The organism is Flavobacteriaceae bacterium (assembly GCA_014075215.1).
GTDB lineage: Bacteria > Bacteroidota > Bacteroidia > Flavobacteriales > Flavobacteriaceae > Polaribacter.
Window position 1 is genome coordinate 1,929,293 of the sequence record CP046177.1, and the last position, 16,697, is coordinate 1,945,989.

Consider the following 16,697-nt stretch of genomic DNA (forward strand, 5'->3'; position numbering starts at 1 on the left):
CCTTATTTTAGCAACCACTTCAAAACCGCAGAAAGATTTTTATGACTCAGGAAATTAAATATACCGAAGACAATATCCGTTCACTTGATTGGAAGGAACATATCAGGATGCGGCCCGGTATGTATATCGGTAAGTTAGGAGATGGTTCTTCTGCCGATGATGGTATCTATATACTGATAAAAGAAGTACTCGACAATTCTATTGACGAATATGTGATGGGAGCAGGGAAAACCATTGAAATTTCTATTCAGGTCAATAGAGTAACGGTAAGAGATTACGGGCGTGGAATCCCATTGGGAAAAGTGGTGGATGTGGTCTCTAAAATGAATACGGGCGGAAAGTACGACTCAAAAGCGTTTAAAAAATCAGTTGGACTAAATGGAGTAGGAACCAAAGCGGTAAATGCACTGTCTACTTATTTTAGAGTAGAATCTAACAGAGATCATAAATCAGCGGCAGCAGAATTTCAACAAGGAAATTTGACTCACCGGGAATCTCCTAAGGCAAGTACAAGAAGAAAAGGCACAAAAGTTTCTTTTGAACCGGATGAAACCATTTTTAAAAACTACAAATTTAGAAGTGAATATGTAGTGAAGATGCTAAAAAACTACGTATATCTAAACCTGGGATTGACCATCGTATTTAACGGAGAAAAATATTTTTCTAAAAACGGCTTAAAAGATCTGCTGGAAGATAACAATAATAAAGACGATATGCTATATCCCATTATCCATTTAAAGGGAGAGGATATAGAAGTGGCCATTACACACAGCAAAACACAGTATTCGGAAGAGTACCATTCATTTGTAAATGGCCAACATACAACACAGGGAGGGACACATCAGGCAGCTTTTAGAGAAGCTTTGGTAAAGACCATCCGTGAGTTTTTCGGAAAAAATTTTGAAGCTTCCGATATTCGAAAATCTATAATTTCAGCGATAAGTATTAAGGTAATGGAACCGGTTTTTGAGAGTCAGACCAAAACAAAACTGGGTTCTACGGAAATGGGCGGAGGTTTGCCGACAGTAAGAACGTATATCAATGATTTTCTCAAAACACACCTGGACAATTATCTGCACAAGAATCCAGTTGTAGCAGAGAGCATTCAACGTAAAATTTTACAGGCGGAAAAAGAAAGAAAAGAACTTTCCGGAATCCGAAAACTGGCCAGAGAGCGCGCCAAAAAAGCCAGTTTACATAATAAGAAGTTACGTGATTGCCGTATTCACCTGGGAGATACTAAAAAAGAAACCCATCTGGAAACCACTTTGTTTATTACAGAGGGAGATTCTGCGTCAGGGTCTATCACTAAATCTCGTAATGTAGATACACAAGCCGTATTTAGTCTAAAAGGAAAACCCCTGAACTCATACGGATTGTCTAAAAAAATTGTATATGAAAATGAAGAATTTAACCTGTTGCAAGCAGCATTAAACATAGAAGACAGTCTGGAAGATCTACGCTATAATAATATAGTAATTGCCACCGACGCAGATGTAGACGGAATGCATATTCGTTTACTCTTAATTACATTCTTTTTACAATTCTTCCCCGAATTAATTAAAGAGGGACATTTGTACATTTTAGAAACTCCGTTGTTTAGAGTTCGAAATAAAAAAGAAACCATCTATTGCTATTCCGAAGAAGAAAAACAGCAGGCCATTGAAAAGTTAAAAGGAAAACCGGAAATTACAAGATTTAAAGGGCTAGGTGAAATTTCTCCTGATGAATTTGTACATTTTATAGGAGATGATATCCGTCTGGATCCCGTAATGTTAGATAAAGAGATGTCAATTGAGCAAATGTTGGAGTTCTATATGGGTAAGAATACATCGGACAGGCAGAAGTTTATTATAGAAAACCTAAAAGTTGAATTGGATATTGTAGAAGAAGTATAGTTAAAAATGAAAATTACATTTCAAACCAAAGAAGAGAGCAACCGCCGGCAAAGAGAGGAATTCTTAAGACTAGGCCCGTCGGAGCGGGTGCGGTTTTTTTATAGAATGATGGAACGTTTGAAAAAGTATCCGACGAATAAAAAAACGAAAAAAAAGATCATTTTTTAATTGTAATTGATGGATAATATTTGGGAGCATAAAATAGATACTTTTGTTTCATTAGCTAATCATTTTTCAGTTAGAATGATTATGGTTGGTGGCGGAGCTGTCAATTTTCACGGCTACCAGAGACATTCGGCTGATGTGGATTTTTGGATTGATACTTCTGAAGAAAATTTAAAAAATTTGATATATGTTTTCAAGGAAATGAATTATGATATTGATGATTTCCCGGAGGAAATAAAAAATCAAATGCAGAATATTTCAGTAAAATTTTCTCCTACAGGAAATTCATAAGAAAAACAATTAAAATTTAAGTGTCTAAACGTTTAAAATATATGGACGAAGAGACTCACAAATACGAACACGATGAAGAATTGAAGAATCAACCGGAATCGGTCGAATCACAGGAAACCATTACGAAAGTAACAGGAATGTACAAAGAATGGTTTTTAGATTATGCATCTTATGTAATTTTAGAGAGAGCGGTTCCTGCGATTAATGACGGATTAAAGCCTGTACAACGCCGTATTATGCACGCTATGAAAGATTTGGATGACGGACGTTATAATAAAGTGGCAAATATTGTAGGGCATACCATGCAATACCACCCGCACGGAGATGCTTCTATCGCCGATGCTATGGTACAAATCGGGCAAAAAGAATTGCTGATTGATATGCAGGGAAACTGGGGAAATATTTTAACGGGAGACAAAGCCGCGGCTTCCAGATATATAGAAGCACGCTTATCAAAATTTGCATTAGAAGTTGTTTTTAACCCCAAAACTACGGAATGGCAGGCCTCCTATGACGGCCGGAAAAAAGAACCCGTAAACCTGCCTGTAAAATTTCCATTGTTGCTAGCACAAGGAGCAGAGGGCATTGCAGTAGGTTTATCCACAAAGATATTACCTCATAATTTCAACGAACTTATTGACGCTTCCATTAAATATTTAAAAGGAAAAAACTTTACGATAGTCCCCGATTTCCTCACCGGAGGCATTGCGGATTTTACCAATTATAACGATGGTATGAGAGGGGGAAAGGTGAGGGTTAGAGCAAAAATATCCCAGTTAGATAAAAAGACATTGGTCATCTCTGAAATTCCTTTCGGAACGACAACCACAACTTTAATTGAGAGTATTGTCAAAGCAAATGAAAAAGGAAAAATTAAAATCAAACGGATAGAAGACAATACGGCTGCAAATGTAGAAATCTTAGTTCATTTGCCACCGAATATCTCTCCAGATAAAACAATTGATGCGCTATATGCATTTACAAGCTGCGAAAATGCTATTTCTCCTTTATGCTGTATTATAGAAGATCACAAACCTCGCTTTATCGGAGTAAGTGAGATGCTAAAAACATCAGCAGACTATACGGTTTCGCTTTTAAAGAGAGAATTGGAAATTCAACTTTACGAATTAGAAGAACAATGGCATTTTGCCTCTTTAGAACGTATTTTTATTGAAAACAGAATCTATCGCGACATAGAAGAAGAAGAAACCTGGGAAGGTGTAATTGCTGCAATAAATAAAGGATTGCAACCACATATTGAAGATTTAAAAAGAGCCGTTACGGAAGAAGATATTGTACGATTGACGGAAATCAGAATTAAGAAAATTTCAAAATTTGATATCGACAAAGCCAAATTATTTATAGAAAGCCTGGAAGATAAAATAGCGAAAATAAAAGATTATTTGGAACATCTGATTGACTATGCTATAGCTTATTTTAAAAAGCTAAAAGAAAAATACGGAAAAGGGAAAGAGCGCAAGACAGAGATCAGGATTTTTGATGATATTGTAGCTACGAAAGTAGTTATAAGAAATACAAAATTATATGTAAACAGAGAAGAAGGTTTTATTGGAACTTCATTACGGAAAGATGAATATGTTACTGATTGTTCGGATATAGATGATATTATTGTTTTTAGAAAAGATGGTAAGATGGTGGTGACAAAGGTAGCGGCAAAGACTTTTATAGGAAAAGATATTATTCATATTGCGGTGTTTAAAAAGAAAGATAGGAGAACGGTGTATAACATGATGTACAGAGATGGCAAAAATGGCCCCAGTTATATGAAACGTTTTACGGTTACCGGAGTAACTCGTGATAAAGAGTATGACTTAACGACAGGAAGTGCTAATTCCGTGGTACATTATTTTTCTGCTAATCCGAACGGAGAGGCGGAAGTGGTTACTATTTTGCTACGGGCAGTAGGGAGTATTAAAAAATTAAAGTGGGATATTGATTTTGCGGATTTGGCAGTAAAAGGAAGAGCTGTAAGGGGGAATACCATTACCAAATACGCAATTCGTAAAGTCGAATTTAAATCGGCAGGAATCTCTACCCTAAAGCCTCGTAAAATTTGGTTTGACGATACCGTGAAACGCTTAAATGTTGACGGAAGAGGAGTACTGTTAGGAGAATTTAAAGCTGAAGATAAAATTCTAATTGCCACACAAACGGGAAAAATCAAAGCAGTTACACCGGATTTAGGAATGCATTTTGAAGATACAATGATCGTTTTGGAAAAATGGAAACCTAAAAAACCCGTTTCCGTGATCTATTTTGACAGAGAAAAAGAACGCTACTTTGTGAAGCGTTTTCTGATAGAAACAGTTGATAAAGAAGAGCTATTCATTTCCGAACACCCAAGATCACAGTTGGAAATTATTGCTACGGATTACAGGCCTGTTGCCGAGGTTCAGTTTTCAAAACGCTCATTAAAGAATATTGAAGTTAACTTTGAAGATTTTATTGCCATTAAAGGAATTAAAGCACTGGGGAATCAACTGACTGCAGAAAAGATAAGGAAAGTTAATTTGCTTACGCCTTTACCTTATGATGAGCCGGAGGAACTATCCGTAGACACTATGGAAGTTGTCGAAGAAGAAATAGTTGAAGGCGATAAGAAAAAAATTGCTGATGAAAGCACGAATACCGAAAATGAAGATGAAGGGCAAACAACATTGTTTTAATCGATAGTTATATATACCAATTGATACATTAGTTTTCACTTCATCTTTTCAAAAAAGGTAAGCCTATAATTCGGAAGCAAATCAGGTTTAGTAATTTTAATGATATCCTTTAACACCAAATCGGGTCTGGTTGGCGCTAATTCATAATAGATTACTCCGCCTGTTTTCCCTTTTTTTGTGGTTGGTGTATAGATATGATCGTTTTTAAAAGCAGCAAAACTTCCATAAAGGGGATTACTGTCTAATAATTGTTTTTTAGTTGAAAAATAGCCGGGAGCAATCCAATATTCAGCAGTTTGTCCTTTATCAAAAACACTCTCGAAACTCAAAGACAAGCTTCCTTTCCCTTTCGTATTTTTCCATAGATAGCTTAAATTGGCATCTGCTAAATACCGTGCAACAAAACTGTCTCCCGCCGGTAAATTCCATATATCTTTATTCATAACGGATCCGGAAAGGACAGTAGGCTGCTTTGTAGCGTTATTTGCAATCGCTTTTGCGGCAATATAATCTTGCTCTATTTTACGAAAAATACTATCTGCTTCTCTGGTTTTATCAAATAATACGCCAAAAAACTTAATCCATTCAGCTCTTCCCAACGGAGTATCTTCCAACCAATCGCCGTTTAAAATTACCGGTATGTCGGCTTTTTTTATAATGTCATACGAAGTATCATTTCCATATACGGAAAATCCGACTACTATTTCAGGATGTATGTCAATTAATATTTCCGTATTTAATTCCGCTTCTTTTCCCAGTTCTGTAATTTTTCCCGAATCGATCAGTGCCCTTGTTTTATCCGAAGAAACATACCTGGTGTTGGGAAAACCGACAATACTATTTTCGTTTTCCAAAAGCTCCACCATAGGAATATGAGTTGTAGATGTAAGCACAATACGATTGACAGGAACATGTATTTCATTGGGCATTCTGTCATATAGAACAGCACCTTTGAGTTTTGTATAAATTCTATATACAATAGTATCGGAAGAATTTAAAAAAGGAGTGTTTACAATAAGCTCTTTATAGTTTTCATAGTATCGAATATCAAAACCTTTAGCGTATTTTACCAACTCTTTTTCTTGTGAGGTTTCATACGTTTTTTTTACGGTATTTTTTCGATCACAAGAAGTTAAAAGGACCCATAAAAGAAAATATATTTTGATATATGAAAGGATTCGCATACAACAGGTTTCTATATTATACCATTTATCACTTGAGATTACCGTAATAAAATGCTCTTTTTTCCTTTCTTGTTCGCTATAAAAAGAAACCGTAACTAAGGCTATGCTTTATTTTTATAACTTCAATAAAGAAAAAAATCATCATTTTCTTTTACAGTAATTTCAAATAATAACTGGTATTACAAGATTACAAAATGTTTTTGAAGTGTCTTTCTTCTATTTTAACTTTTAGCAAATAGAAAAAACTAAAGGAGTTCTTTATAAAATATACTACATTTGTTGTGATTTTGGTTATCATTATTAATGAACTCATTTTGACTTTTTCTATTTCCTGAAAAATGACTGAAATTCACCTATATTTCGTTACTTTTTTTACCTGTAGCACTGCTATAGCTTTCAAAAAGTGCCTTATCTAGTTAAATTTCAGTTCATTTTTGGTTAAAGACAAAAAGTCAAAACGAGTTCAATTCGGTTAGTAATGATATTAAAAGGGAATTCGGTGTAAATCCGAAACTGTTCCCGCAACTGTAAGCTACAAAGCTTGTAACAAAAAACTTTTGACCACTGTTTTACATGTAAAATGGGAAGGTTTGTTACAAGACGCAAGTCAGGAGACCTACCTTAATCACAAATAAAAAACTTTCGGGATAAGGGTTTGTGTGCTGTCATTACGCAAAAAACTTACCTGATTTATTTATAAGAATTAAAGGATTGAAAAATTCAATATTGAGAATTTAAAATTTATATAAATCACCAAAAAATGAAAAAACAATACGTGTTTTTTAGTATGCTATCAATGTATTTGGTGGGTACTAAAATAGTTGCCCAAAATGGAGAAGACAAGTTAGAAGTACTTGAAGAAGTTATCATTTCCGCAACAAAATTTGAATCGAAAAAAGAAAATACGGGCAAAGTAGTCTACAAGATTACTCAAAAAGATATACTCAACAATGCAGGGAAAACAGTACTAGACATGCTAAATACCATTCCGGGAATAGAGATCAGGGGAACAAACACAAATTCTTCCGAGCCCAGAAGTACCTATATCAGAGGTGGAAGAAGCAGGCAAGTTTTAGTTTTAATAGATGGAGTTCCGGTATCGGATCCGTCGGGAATTGATCAGGAATATGATTTGAGGTTGCTATCTTTAAATCAGATAGAAAGTATTGAAATTTTAAAAGGGGCATCGTCAACTCTATATGGAACCGGAGCAGCAACGGGAGTTATCAATATCAGGCTTAAAAAAGCATCAAAAAAACAAGTTAAAGCGGTATATGAAGCAAATTTAGGAACCAATAATACTGCAAACATAAGGAGTTCAGATTTATTTGACAGGAGTCAGAATCTAAACATTAGCGGGATTTTGGGAGATGTTCACTTTTTAGCCTCCTATGGTTTGGCAGGTACTGACGGAATGTCATCAGCCAGAAGTAATACGGATACTGTTTTCGAAGATGATTTGTATACAAGTAATAACGGATTTTTCAAATTAGGTTATAAATTTAATGACAAACTATCCTTGGAAAGTTTTTTGAATTTTGATGAATTTAAATATGATTACGATGCGGGAAATTATGTTGATTCAGATGTTAATAATGGATTGCATACACAATTAAGAATAGGCGTAAGGCCAAGATTTAAGTATACATCAGGAGAATTTTATATTCTGGTTACAGTTAATAAAATAAAGAGAACAAATACCACTACTTCCACTTTTGTATTTGAAGGAAGAAGCACAAATATAGATTTGGTAAACAAAATAAATTTCCCGGAAAATAAATTGCAATTAATTACGGGGTTTAACTATCAGGAGCATAGCAATTATACTATTTCTCCGTTTGGAAATATAGATAAAGAGATTGCTAATTTTTCTACCAAAGACCCATATTTGTCATTGGTTTACATCGCAGATTATGGTTTGAGTGCTACTATTGGAGGGAGGTTAAATGTGCACAGCTTATATGGAAATCACTTTGTATACGATGCTAATATATCTTACAAAATTATCAATGATGAAAAATTAAAAATAAGGGCTTTATCTTCCTATAGTACAGCTTTTATAGCACCGAGCACCTATCAGCTCTTTTCCGATTTTGGCAATACATCTCTACAACCCGAGACCAGTAAAACCATAGAATTTGGGTTGAATTCTTCTTTCAAAAATGTGTTGGATTTTAGCATTGTTTATTTTAACAGAGAAGAAAAAGATGCTTTTATATTTCAGAGTTTGAATGCACCTCCCTTTGGAGTTTATATAAATTCCGGAGAAACGCTAAAAGTAAATGGTATTGAATCGGAAATTACAATAAAACTTCCAAAAAAGATACAAATAGTAGCGGGATATACGTATACAAACAAAAAACAAGATATAGATTACATTCCTAAAAATAAATTGATCGCATCTGTTGAGGTCAGTACCATTAAAAAAACATTTTTATCTTTAGTATATAAAAATACGGGAGGACGGTTGGCAAGATATTTTGATGCAAATACATTTGCTACCGCTTCTCAAGACTTACCTGTTTATCAACTGTTGGATATCAATATGAATCACAAGATATTAGACGGAAAAGTCACACTATTTGGATCAGTAACAAACCTTTTCAACGAAGATTATGAAGATATTTTAGGGTATTCAACCAGGGGTAGAAACTATAAATTCGGATTGAGATTACAATTATAAAAAGAGATTCCTAAACCTCACAGGTTTTTAAAAACCTGTGAGGTTTTATTATAGTAGTTTTTTTACTTCATGCTTAATAAATGTAATGGCAGTATCTGTAGGAGGTGCTATTTTGGAATACTGCAATAATACATTTTCCCTGAAATCATTTGCAGAATCCGAATTTTCCGAAACCTGTTTCAACTTGTTGATTACTGCGGTTTTAGAAGTAATAATTACGTTCCAACACTGATCCGATATATAGATTTGCTGTACCATGTTATGCTCAAACTCCTGTTCTATATTGCCAATTAAAAGTTGTAGATAGCTATTCGTTTTATTTCCTATGGGTTTTACTCTCAGTAATAATTTAATAGGATTAATACGTTCGCAAAATAATAGTATCCGCTCATAAGCTTGCAACTTCATATGTAAAGCATCGCTTTTATTTTTGTTGAGCAAAGCAATTTTTTTATCGCCTCTGTTTTCTATTAAAAGCCTCTTAAATATATAAAAAGCAACTCCGCCCGTAACCAGAGCAGGTAGCATATATAACAAACCCTGTATGATTATATCTTCCATTTTAAATCAATATATAAAAACAACAATCCGGTTATGATTGCCATACCAAAACTCAATAAGGTGCCAATTAAAATATACTCTGTTAATTTCCTGTCTTTAGAAGAGGTTAAATCACCAAATCTAAAAATGGATTTTGCTGCCATTAAAAAACCAATTGCCGCCCATTGATTGATAACAATAAAAATAAAAACTAATAAACGTTCTAACATGCCAATATATTTTCCGGCTTCAGATAGCGAATCATCCTCTTTATCTTCAGTATACGGATGCCACCTGGAAATAATGGTTTTAATAAAAACAGCACTTACAAAAGTTGCAAAAACGATAAAAACAATATACAATAGGTTACTGAAACTAATAATTTTTGCTAATGAAATTTCAAAATTACCGTAATAAGAAGCAATACCTGCCAAAACAATAATATGCAATAACTGATCTATAAAAAATAAACTTCGCTTCGTTTTTTCGGTTTGTATGGATATTTTTAAAGCATCAATAAAAAAATGTGAAATGATAATTACAGCAAAACCCAACCAATAGTTTTTAAAATTCGATTCTAAAAATAATAAGAGTAATAAAGCATGTACAGCTATATGTTTGTACAAACCAAACGATCGAATCTTCTTCTCCTCTTTACCTTTTATCCATTGTTTTGGCTGAAAAACAAAATCTCCTAAAAAGTGAGCTAATAACAGTTTTAAGAATAATACCATTCATGATTGATTTATATAAGACAAAACTAATTTTCTATATCGTTTTTCTAACTTTAAAAGCTCATCTATTCCCGCGCGTTTTCTACGCTCACTGGCACTACTCTGAGAAATACCTAACAGATGTGCCAATTCTTTTTGAGTTTGGTTAGGTTCCATTTTTAAAGTATGATTAACGAGTTCGGCAGAGTTTTGTGTCCAATGGTCCATAACCAGTAAACCCAAGCTTAAAGAAATATTCATTTCCTGATCTAACGCTTCCCAGGTAGATTTTATAGCGAGTGTTTGTTTCTTTAAAAAATTGTCAAAACCATATCCGGAGTTTATAAAAGCTTGTCCGCTTGATTCGGTAATTCTATTAGAATCAAAATCTTTTGAGCCGATACCTATCGCCATCCTGACATCCAGATCTTTAATAGTTTTTACAGCGGCTTTAATCTTCATTACTTCTAATAATGTTGTACTTGCATCTGAAATTTCTAACTGAAAACTATCTCCTCTGTATATTTCCCAGGTTTTTGGAGAAGATCCAATCCTATTAAACACTTCCTTTAATAGTGGAAGCCACAATGTATTGGAAACATCCCTGGAATTAATAATATCTCCGGTAACGATACTGGTCATACACACTAAATTGTATGTAAAGATACATTTTTATATATAAAAATCAAAAAAATATCGGGTTATAAGGCGAATTATCAATTTATCGGGTTATAAGCCGAATTTATCATTATTCGGGTTATAGCCCGAATAATTGTTGAGAAAATAACCTAAGTACATGACAAAAATTTAGTCAAGTTCATATTGTTTTGATTTACAGGGTTTAATAGCACAGAAGCGATATAATCTAATCCATATTTGAATATGCTTTTAGCCATTCTTCCATGCTTTTTTATTTTGATAGGCTTAATCTGATGTAAATATATACCAACTTTGTAACACCATACGAAAGCCATCATTACAAGCAGTACTAATTTTTCAATACGCTTAATATCTTGCAGGTGTGTGTTTTCAATATCAAAGCCACTGGCTTTCATTGCTTTAAAACACATCTCTATCTGCCATCGTTCTTTGTATTGTTCAAAGGCCTTATCAGGAGCGTTGAACGATACAATGATTAAGAAATCAGGCTTTCCATTTTTTGGGTACAACTTGCATCCGGAAAGGAAACAAAGCTGACCATTAACACGTACAATTTTAGGATAATACACAAACTCATTGATCTTATGTGGATTAAACAAGTGAAATACTTTGATGGTTTTGTTCTTATCAGGAAGCTCTACCTTAAAGTTGTTTCGAATGCGGATATAATATTTGATTCCATTTGTATTCAAGAAATCCAACCAATGATTACCTACAAACTCTCTATCGGCTACAATGGATTTAATAACATCTTTGCCAAAAAGTCTTATGAAACGATTCACAAGATCAATACGCTCCTGACTGTTAGAGTTCCCTGGCTTATCTAACATAGTAAATAACAATGGGAAGGCAACACCTTTATAGACAACTCCCAACACGGCACCGTCAATTAATAAGCGTGTAATAAATGGGAAGGCAACACCTTTATAGACAACTCCCAACATAAAAATGTTGATGTTGGTCTGACCAAACTTCCAATTGGTCCTATCAATACTCAAGATCAATCCCTCTTGCTTAGGAAGGAGACTAAATATAAGACGAGCGATCAAATCTCCATCCAACGAATAATCAGCAATAAATCTTTGAATACGTCTGAGTGATGACTTCGAATCTACTGAGGTCTCAAAAGCGTTGGCTACCTTTTCAAAGGTAACTGTCTGTACCTTACAGAGGGCGATAATGAAATGTGATATGAGTTTGATTCTTGCCAAATTGATCTTACCTTGGAAATGAGAACTTAAAACTGAATTTAATTCACTACTTTTAGTGGAAGCATTGGTTTTTTTCATTAGAAAAATGAGTGATGTTATTCTTCTAATATACTGAAAATCAATGCTTTATTTTAATTATTTAACATTTAATTTACTGATAATCAATTAATTATATTTTTTGTCATGTACTAAAGAAAATAACAGCAAATTTTATTGTTACAATCGTATAGGAATGGTATTTTTGAGACTACTTAATACTGAATGATTGGTTAACTATTTAGACTCTTTAAACCCGGAGCAAAAGCAAGCTGTTTTACAAAAAGAAGGCCCTATGATTATTATTGCAGGAGCAGGTTCCGGCAAAACACGGGCATTAATATATCGCATAGCACATTTAATGAATAGCGGGGTGGATGCGTTTAACATTCTGGCACTTACTTTTACAAACAAAGCAGCCCGGGAAATGAAGGAGAGAATTGCAGGTATTGTTGGTACAAATGAGGCTAAAAACTTATGGATGGGTACCTTTCATTCTGTGTTTGCCAGAATTTTGCGGGCAGAAGCAGATAAATTAGGTTTTCCCTCGAATTTTACTATTTACGATACACAAGATTCAGTTCGTTTAATGACTGCGATTATCAAAGAAATGGAGTTGGATAAAGAACGATACAAACCAAAACAAATGGTCAACAGGATATCTTCTTTTAAAAATTCATTAATCACCGTAACAGCGTATTTTAATGATTCCGGTTTACAAGAAACAGATCTGATGGCAAGCAGACCTAAAACAGGAGAAGTTTATAAAGAATATGTGGACAGATGCTTTAGGGCCGGAGCTATGGATTTTGATGATTTATTGTTGAGAACCAATGAGCTACTTACTCTTTTTCCGGAAACGTTGGCAAAATACCAGGATCGATTCAGATATATTTTGGTAGATGAGTACCAAGATACCAATCACTCGCAATATCTAATCGTAAGAGCCCTGGCAGATCGTTTTCAGAATATCTGCGTAGTAGGAGATGATTCTCAAAGTATTTACGCATTTAGAGGAGCAAACATCCAAAATATCCTGAATTTTCAGAGAGATTATCCGGATGTAAAAACATTTAAATTAGAACAAAATTACAGGTCGACAAAAAATATTGTAAATGCGGCAAATTCGGTTATAGAAAAAAACAAAACCAAATTAAATAAAGAGGTTTGGACATCTAATGAAGCGGGAGAACCTGTCAAAGTAATGCATACCATTTCCGACGGTGAAGAAGGACGTTTTGTAGCACAATCTATTTTTGATAACAAAATGAATTTTCAATTACAGAATGACCAATTTGCTGTTTTATATCGTACCAATGCCCAATCCAGAGCAATAGAAGACGCATTGCGGAAAAAAGACATAAAATATAAGATATACGGAGGTATTTCATTTTATCAAAGAAAAGAAATCAAAGACATTCTGTCCTATTTGAGACTGTTAATGAACCCCAATGACGAAGAAGCATTAAAAAGAATCATAAACTACCCGGCGAGAGGTATTGGCACTACGACTATAGATAAATTGATTATTGCGGCGAATCACTACAAAAAATCAATATTTGAGATACTAAAACACATTGATAAAATCGATTTAAAAATCAACGCAGGAACAAAAACAAAGCTTCAGAACTTCCTGCATATGATTTTGCGCTTTCAAATAGAAGCACAAACTAAAAATGCATATGAAATTACAGATATTATAGTAAGGGAAACGAAGTTGATCAGAGACTTGGAAAATGACAGAACTCCCGAAGCAATCAGCAAAGTTGAAAATGTACAAGAGCTTTTAAATGGTATCAAAGATTTTATTACAGATAAAATAGAAACAGGGGAGGATGCCTCATTACCTGTATTTTTAGAAGATGTAGCATTGGCAACCGATTTTGATTCCGATAAAAAAGACGATACCCCTAGGGTTTCTTTAATGACTGTTCACCTGGCAAAGGGGCTCGAATTTCCCTATGTATATATCGTTGGATTGGAAGAAAACTTATTTCCTTCGGCAATGAGTATGAATACAAGAACTGAACTGGAAGAAGAAAGAAGGCTTTTTTATGTTGCACTCACCAGGGCAGAAAAACAAGCATACTTAAGTTATGCACAAACACGATATCGATGGGGCAAACTTACTGACGGAGAACCCAGCAGGTTTATCGAAGAAATAGATGAGCGCTTTTTAGAATACCTTACCCCGGCAATACCTGTAGCGTCTGTTAATAAATTTATTGACGTAGGTTTATTTGAAGATACTCCCAAAAAAAATCGCTTTCAAAAACCGATACAGCGCAAAAAAGTAGTGAACAAACGAGCCGAACAAATCGCTTTTAAGCCGCCAAAAAACCTAAAAAAAGTTGCTCAGGCCATGCCTCACAATACAAATCTATTTGATACTAAAATTAGTGTAGGTAATATTGTGGAACATGATAGGTTTGGTAAAGGAGAAGTTATAAGCCTGGAAGGTTCGGGAGCTAACAAAAAAGCCAAAATTCAGTTCGGAACAGCAGGTAAGAAAAATTTATTGTTAAAATTTGCAAACTTAAAAATATTAGGGTAAAGGCCGTTATAGTGAATAAATAGAAATAAATAAGTTAACTTGCCATATAAATTAAAAAGATTAAAAATGACATTTGATTTGGAATACAACTCGGAAAGACCACACCTAATCATACCGGAATATGGAAGACATATTCAGAAACTGGTAGATCACTGCGTTGCTCTAAAAACAAAGGAAGAACGAAATAAGATGGCAAAAGCCATTGTACGGGTCATGGGTAATTTACAACCTCATCTTAGAGATGTACCGGATTTTAAACATAAATTATGGGATCAGCTATATATCATGTCCGATTTTAAATTAGAAGCAGATGCACCTTATGAGAAACCTTCTAAAGAAGAATTACAACAAAAACCGGAAGTATTAGCATATCCGAAATCTGCATCCAAATATCGTTTTTACGGGAACAATATTCAGACCATGATAGATACTGCATTGAGCTGGGAAGACGGAGATATGAAAGAAGCCTTGGTATTTACGATTGCGAATCACATGAAAAAGTGCTTTTTAAATTGGAATAAAGATACAGTAGAAGATGAAATCATTTTTAATCATTTATTTGAATTATCAAACGGTAAAATCGATATTAGAGACACCGAAGAAAGTTTGATCCGATCAAAGAATCTATTGAAAAAAAGAAATACACAAGGTCAATCTAAAAACAACAAAAACAAGAACAAAAACCACCAAAACAACAAAAATAGAAAAAGATAAAATGGCTTCATTTAAAATAGAAGGAGGACACCAACTAAAAGGTACTATTACTCCGCAAGGAGCAAAAAATGAGGCGTTGCAGGTCATTTGCGCTGTGTTGCTAACTCCGGAAAAAGTGACCATTCACAATATTCCGGATATTGCAGATGTCAATAAGCTCATTTTTATATTTGGAGCACTGGGGGTTCATATTGAAAAGCTGGGAACAAATTCGTATCGTTTCCAGGCAAACAATATCAATTTAAAATATTTGGAATCACCGGACTTTAAAAGAGACGGAAGCGCATTAAGAGGATCTATTATGATTCTAGGCCCCTTATTGGCCCGCTTTGGAAAAGGGTATATTCCGAGACCCGGAGGAGATAAAATAGGACGAAGAAGATTAGATACGCATTTTGAAGGTTTTATCCAGTTAGGAGCCACTTTCAGGTATAATAAAGAAGAACATTTCTATGAAGTAGAAGCGGAAAAACTCTACGGATCCGATATGCTACTTGATGAGGCTTCCGTAACAGGGACAGCAAATATATTAATGGCTGCAGTACTGGCAGAAGGAACTACTACTATCTACAATGCCGCATGTGAACCTTATATTCAACAATTATCAAAAATGCTGAATAGCATGGGGGCAAAAATATCCGGTGTAGGGTCAAACCTATTGACAATAGAAGGAGTAACCGCCCTCGAAGGTTGCGAACACAGGATATTACCGGATATGATTGAAATCGGGAGTTGGATCGGAGTGGCTGTAATGACCAAATCGGAATTGACGATTAAAGATGTCAGCTGGAAAAACTTAGGGCAAATCCCCAATGTATTTAAAAAACTGGGAATACAACTCATAAAAAAAGGAGACGATATATATATCCCCAGGCAAGAAAACTATGAAATCCAAAGTTATATAGACGGCTCCGTATTGACGGTGGCTGACGCTCCCTGGCCCGGATTTACCCCGGATTTATTAAGCATTGTTTTAGTGATTGCAACACAGGCAAAAGGAACGGTTTTAATACATCAAAAAATGTTTGAAAGTCGCCTGTTCTTTGTAGATAAATTAATTGATATGGGGGCTAAAGTAATTTTATGTGATCCGCACAGGGCTACTGTAATTGGACACAACCGTACATCGCAGTTAAAAGCAACCAAAATGAGTTCTCCGGATATCAGAGCCGGGATTTCGCTGTTGATTGCCGCACTGTCAGCAAAAGGAACAAGCATTATCAATAATATTGAGCAAATCGACAGAGGATATGAGCGTATTGAAGCAAGATTAAAAGCTACCGGAGCTAAGATTGAAAGAATAGAGAATTAACAAACCGGAAATACAATCAAAAATAGTGTCAAACTGGCACTATTTTTTT

At 34.6% G+C, this 16,697-nt stretch carries 11 protein-coding genes, 1 pseudogene and 1 riboswitch; of the genes and pseudogenes, 7 read left to right on the forward strand and 5 right to left on the reverse strand.

Annotation, left to right across the window (positions count from 1 at the left end; translation table 11 throughout):
• Positions 1 to 41: 41 nt before the first annotated feature.
• The 3 genes and pseudogenes from GKR88_09530 (at position 42) to GKR88_09540 (ending at position 5,041) form a co-directional block, all read left to right on the forward strand.
• Complete coding sequence (locus GKR88_09530) at positions 42 to 1,898, forward strand: type IIA DNA topoisomerase subunit B (protein ID QMU64499.1); 1,857 nt, start codon at positions 42 to 44, stop codon at positions 1,896 to 1,898.
• A gap of 177 nt (positions 1,899 to 2,075) precedes the next feature.
• A pseudogene (locus GKR88_09535) lies at positions 2,076 to 2,342 on the forward strand (hypothetical protein).
• A 53-nt stretch (positions 2,343 to 2,395) separates the two neighbouring features.
• Complete coding sequence (locus tag GKR88_09540) at positions 2,396 to 5,041, forward strand: DNA gyrase/topoisomerase IV subunit A (protein QMU64500.1); 2,646 nt, start codon at positions 2,396 to 2,398, stop codon at positions 5,039 to 5,041.
• Between the two features lie 35 nt (positions 5,042 to 5,076).
• Here GKR88_09540 and GKR88_09545 read toward each other — a convergent pair whose 3' ends face one another.
• On the reverse strand, positions 5,077 to 6,225 hold the full coding sequence (locus GKR88_09545) for an ABC transporter substrate-binding protein (GenBank protein ID QMU64501.1): 1,149 nt from the start codon (positions 6,223 to 6,225) through the stop codon (positions 5,077 to 5,079).
• A gap of 452 nt (positions 6,226 to 6,677) precedes the next feature.
• A riboswitch (cobalamin riboswitch) is annotated at positions 6,678 to 6,864 on the forward strand.
• A 121-nt stretch (positions 6,865 to 6,985) separates the two neighbouring features.
• On the opposite strand from GKR88_09545, the gene GKR88_09550 reads away from it, so the two are divergent.
• Positions 6,986 to 8,908, forward strand: coding sequence for a TonB-dependent receptor plug domain-containing protein (locus tag GKR88_09550; GenBank protein ID QMU64502.1), 1,923 nt, complete (start codon positions 6,986 to 6,988; stop codon positions 8,906 to 8,908).
• 48 nt (positions 8,909 to 8,956) lie between these two features.
• On the opposite strand, the gene GKR88_09555 is transcribed toward GKR88_09550, so the two are convergent.
• The 4 genes from GKR88_09555 to GKR88_09570 form a co-directional block, all read right to left on the reverse strand.
• A complete protein-coding gene (locus tag GKR88_09555) occupies positions 8,957 to 9,469 on the reverse strand; it encodes a hypothetical protein (protein QMU64503.1) in 513 nt (170 codons plus the stop codon).
• Positions 9,457 to 10,182: a DUF3307 domain-containing protein gene (locus GKR88_09560; protein QMU64504.1), complete on the reverse strand. Its 726-nt coding sequence runs from the start codon at positions 10,180 to 10,182 to the stop codon at positions 9,457 to 9,459. The genes GKR88_09555 and GKR88_09560 overlap by 13 nt, the downstream gene beginning before the upstream one ends.
• Positions 10,183 to 10,803: a transcriptional regulator gene (locus tag GKR88_09565; protein QMU64505.1), complete on the reverse strand. Its 621-nt coding sequence runs from the start codon at positions 10,801 to 10,803 to the stop codon at positions 10,183 to 10,185.
• A 146-nt stretch (positions 10,804 to 10,949) separates the two neighbouring features.
• Positions 10,950 to 12,110: an IS4 family transposase gene (locus tag GKR88_09570; GenBank protein QMU64506.1), complete on the reverse strand. Its 1,161-nt coding sequence runs from the start codon at positions 12,108 to 12,110 to the stop codon at positions 10,950 to 10,952.
• Positions 12,111 to 12,297: 187 nt separating this feature from the next.
• Between GKR88_09570 and GKR88_09575 the strand changes: the two genes are divergently transcribed.
• The 3 genes from GKR88_09575 (at position 12,298) to murA (ending at position 16,648) form a co-directional block, all read left to right on the forward strand.
• Positions 12,298 to 14,622, forward strand: coding sequence for an AAA family ATPase (locus tag GKR88_09575; GenBank protein ID QMU64507.1), 2,325 nt, complete (start codon positions 12,298 to 12,300; stop codon positions 14,620 to 14,622).
• A gap of 66 nt (positions 14,623 to 14,688) precedes the next feature.
• Positions 14,689 to 15,336, forward strand: coding sequence for a DUF4290 domain-containing protein (locus GKR88_09580; protein QMU64508.1), 648 nt, complete (start codon positions 14,689 to 14,691; stop codon positions 15,334 to 15,336).
• 1 nt (position 15,337) lies between these two features.
• On the forward strand, positions 15,338 to 16,648 hold the full coding sequence (gene murA / locus GKR88_09585; protein ID QMU64509.1) for a UDP-N-acetylglucosamine 1-carboxyvinyltransferase: 1,311 nt from the start codon (positions 15,338 to 15,340) through the stop codon (positions 16,646 to 16,648).
• The last annotated feature ends 49 nt before the right edge of the window (positions 16,649 to 16,697 follow it).

What these genes read in the sequence shown, in the direction of transcription:
- GKR88_09530 (QMU64499.1), top strand. Translation starts at nt 42, where the DNA reads ATGACTCAGGAAATTAAATATACCGAAGACAATATCCGTTCACTTGAT.
- GKR88_09540 (QMU64500.1), top strand. Translation starts at nt 2,396, where the DNA reads ATGGACGAAGAGACTCACAAATACGAACACGATGAAGAATTGAAGAAT.
- GKR88_09545 (QMU64501.1), bottom strand. Translation starts at nt 6,225, where the DNA reads ATGCGAATCCTTTCATATATCAAAATATATTTTCTTTTATGGGTCCTT.
- GKR88_09550 (QMU64502.1), top strand. Translation starts at nt 6,986, where the DNA reads ATGAAAAAACAATACGTGTTTTTTAGTATGCTATCAATGTATTTGGTG.
- GKR88_09555 (QMU64503.1), bottom strand. Translation starts at nt 9,469, where the DNA reads ATGGAAGATATAATCATACAGGGTTTGTTATATATGCTACCTGCTCTG.
- GKR88_09560 (QMU64504.1), bottom strand. Translation starts at nt 10,182, where the DNA reads ATGGTATTATTCTTAAAACTGTTATTAGCTCACTTTTTAGGAGATTTT.
- GKR88_09565 (QMU64505.1), bottom strand. Translation starts at nt 10,803, where the DNA reads ATGACCAGTATCGTTACCGGAGATATTATTAATTCCAGGGATGTTTCC.
- GKR88_09570 (QMU64506.1), bottom strand. Translation starts at nt 12,110, where the DNA reads ATGAAAAAAACCAATGCTTCCACTAAAAGTAGTGAATTAAATTCAGTT.
- GKR88_09580 (QMU64508.1), top strand. Translation starts at nt 14,689, where the DNA reads ATGACATTTGATTTGGAATACAACTCGGAAAGACCACACCTAATCATA.
- murA (QMU64509.1), top strand. Translation starts at nt 15,338, where the DNA reads ATGGCTTCATTTAAAATAGAAGGAGGACACCAACTAAAAGGTACTATT.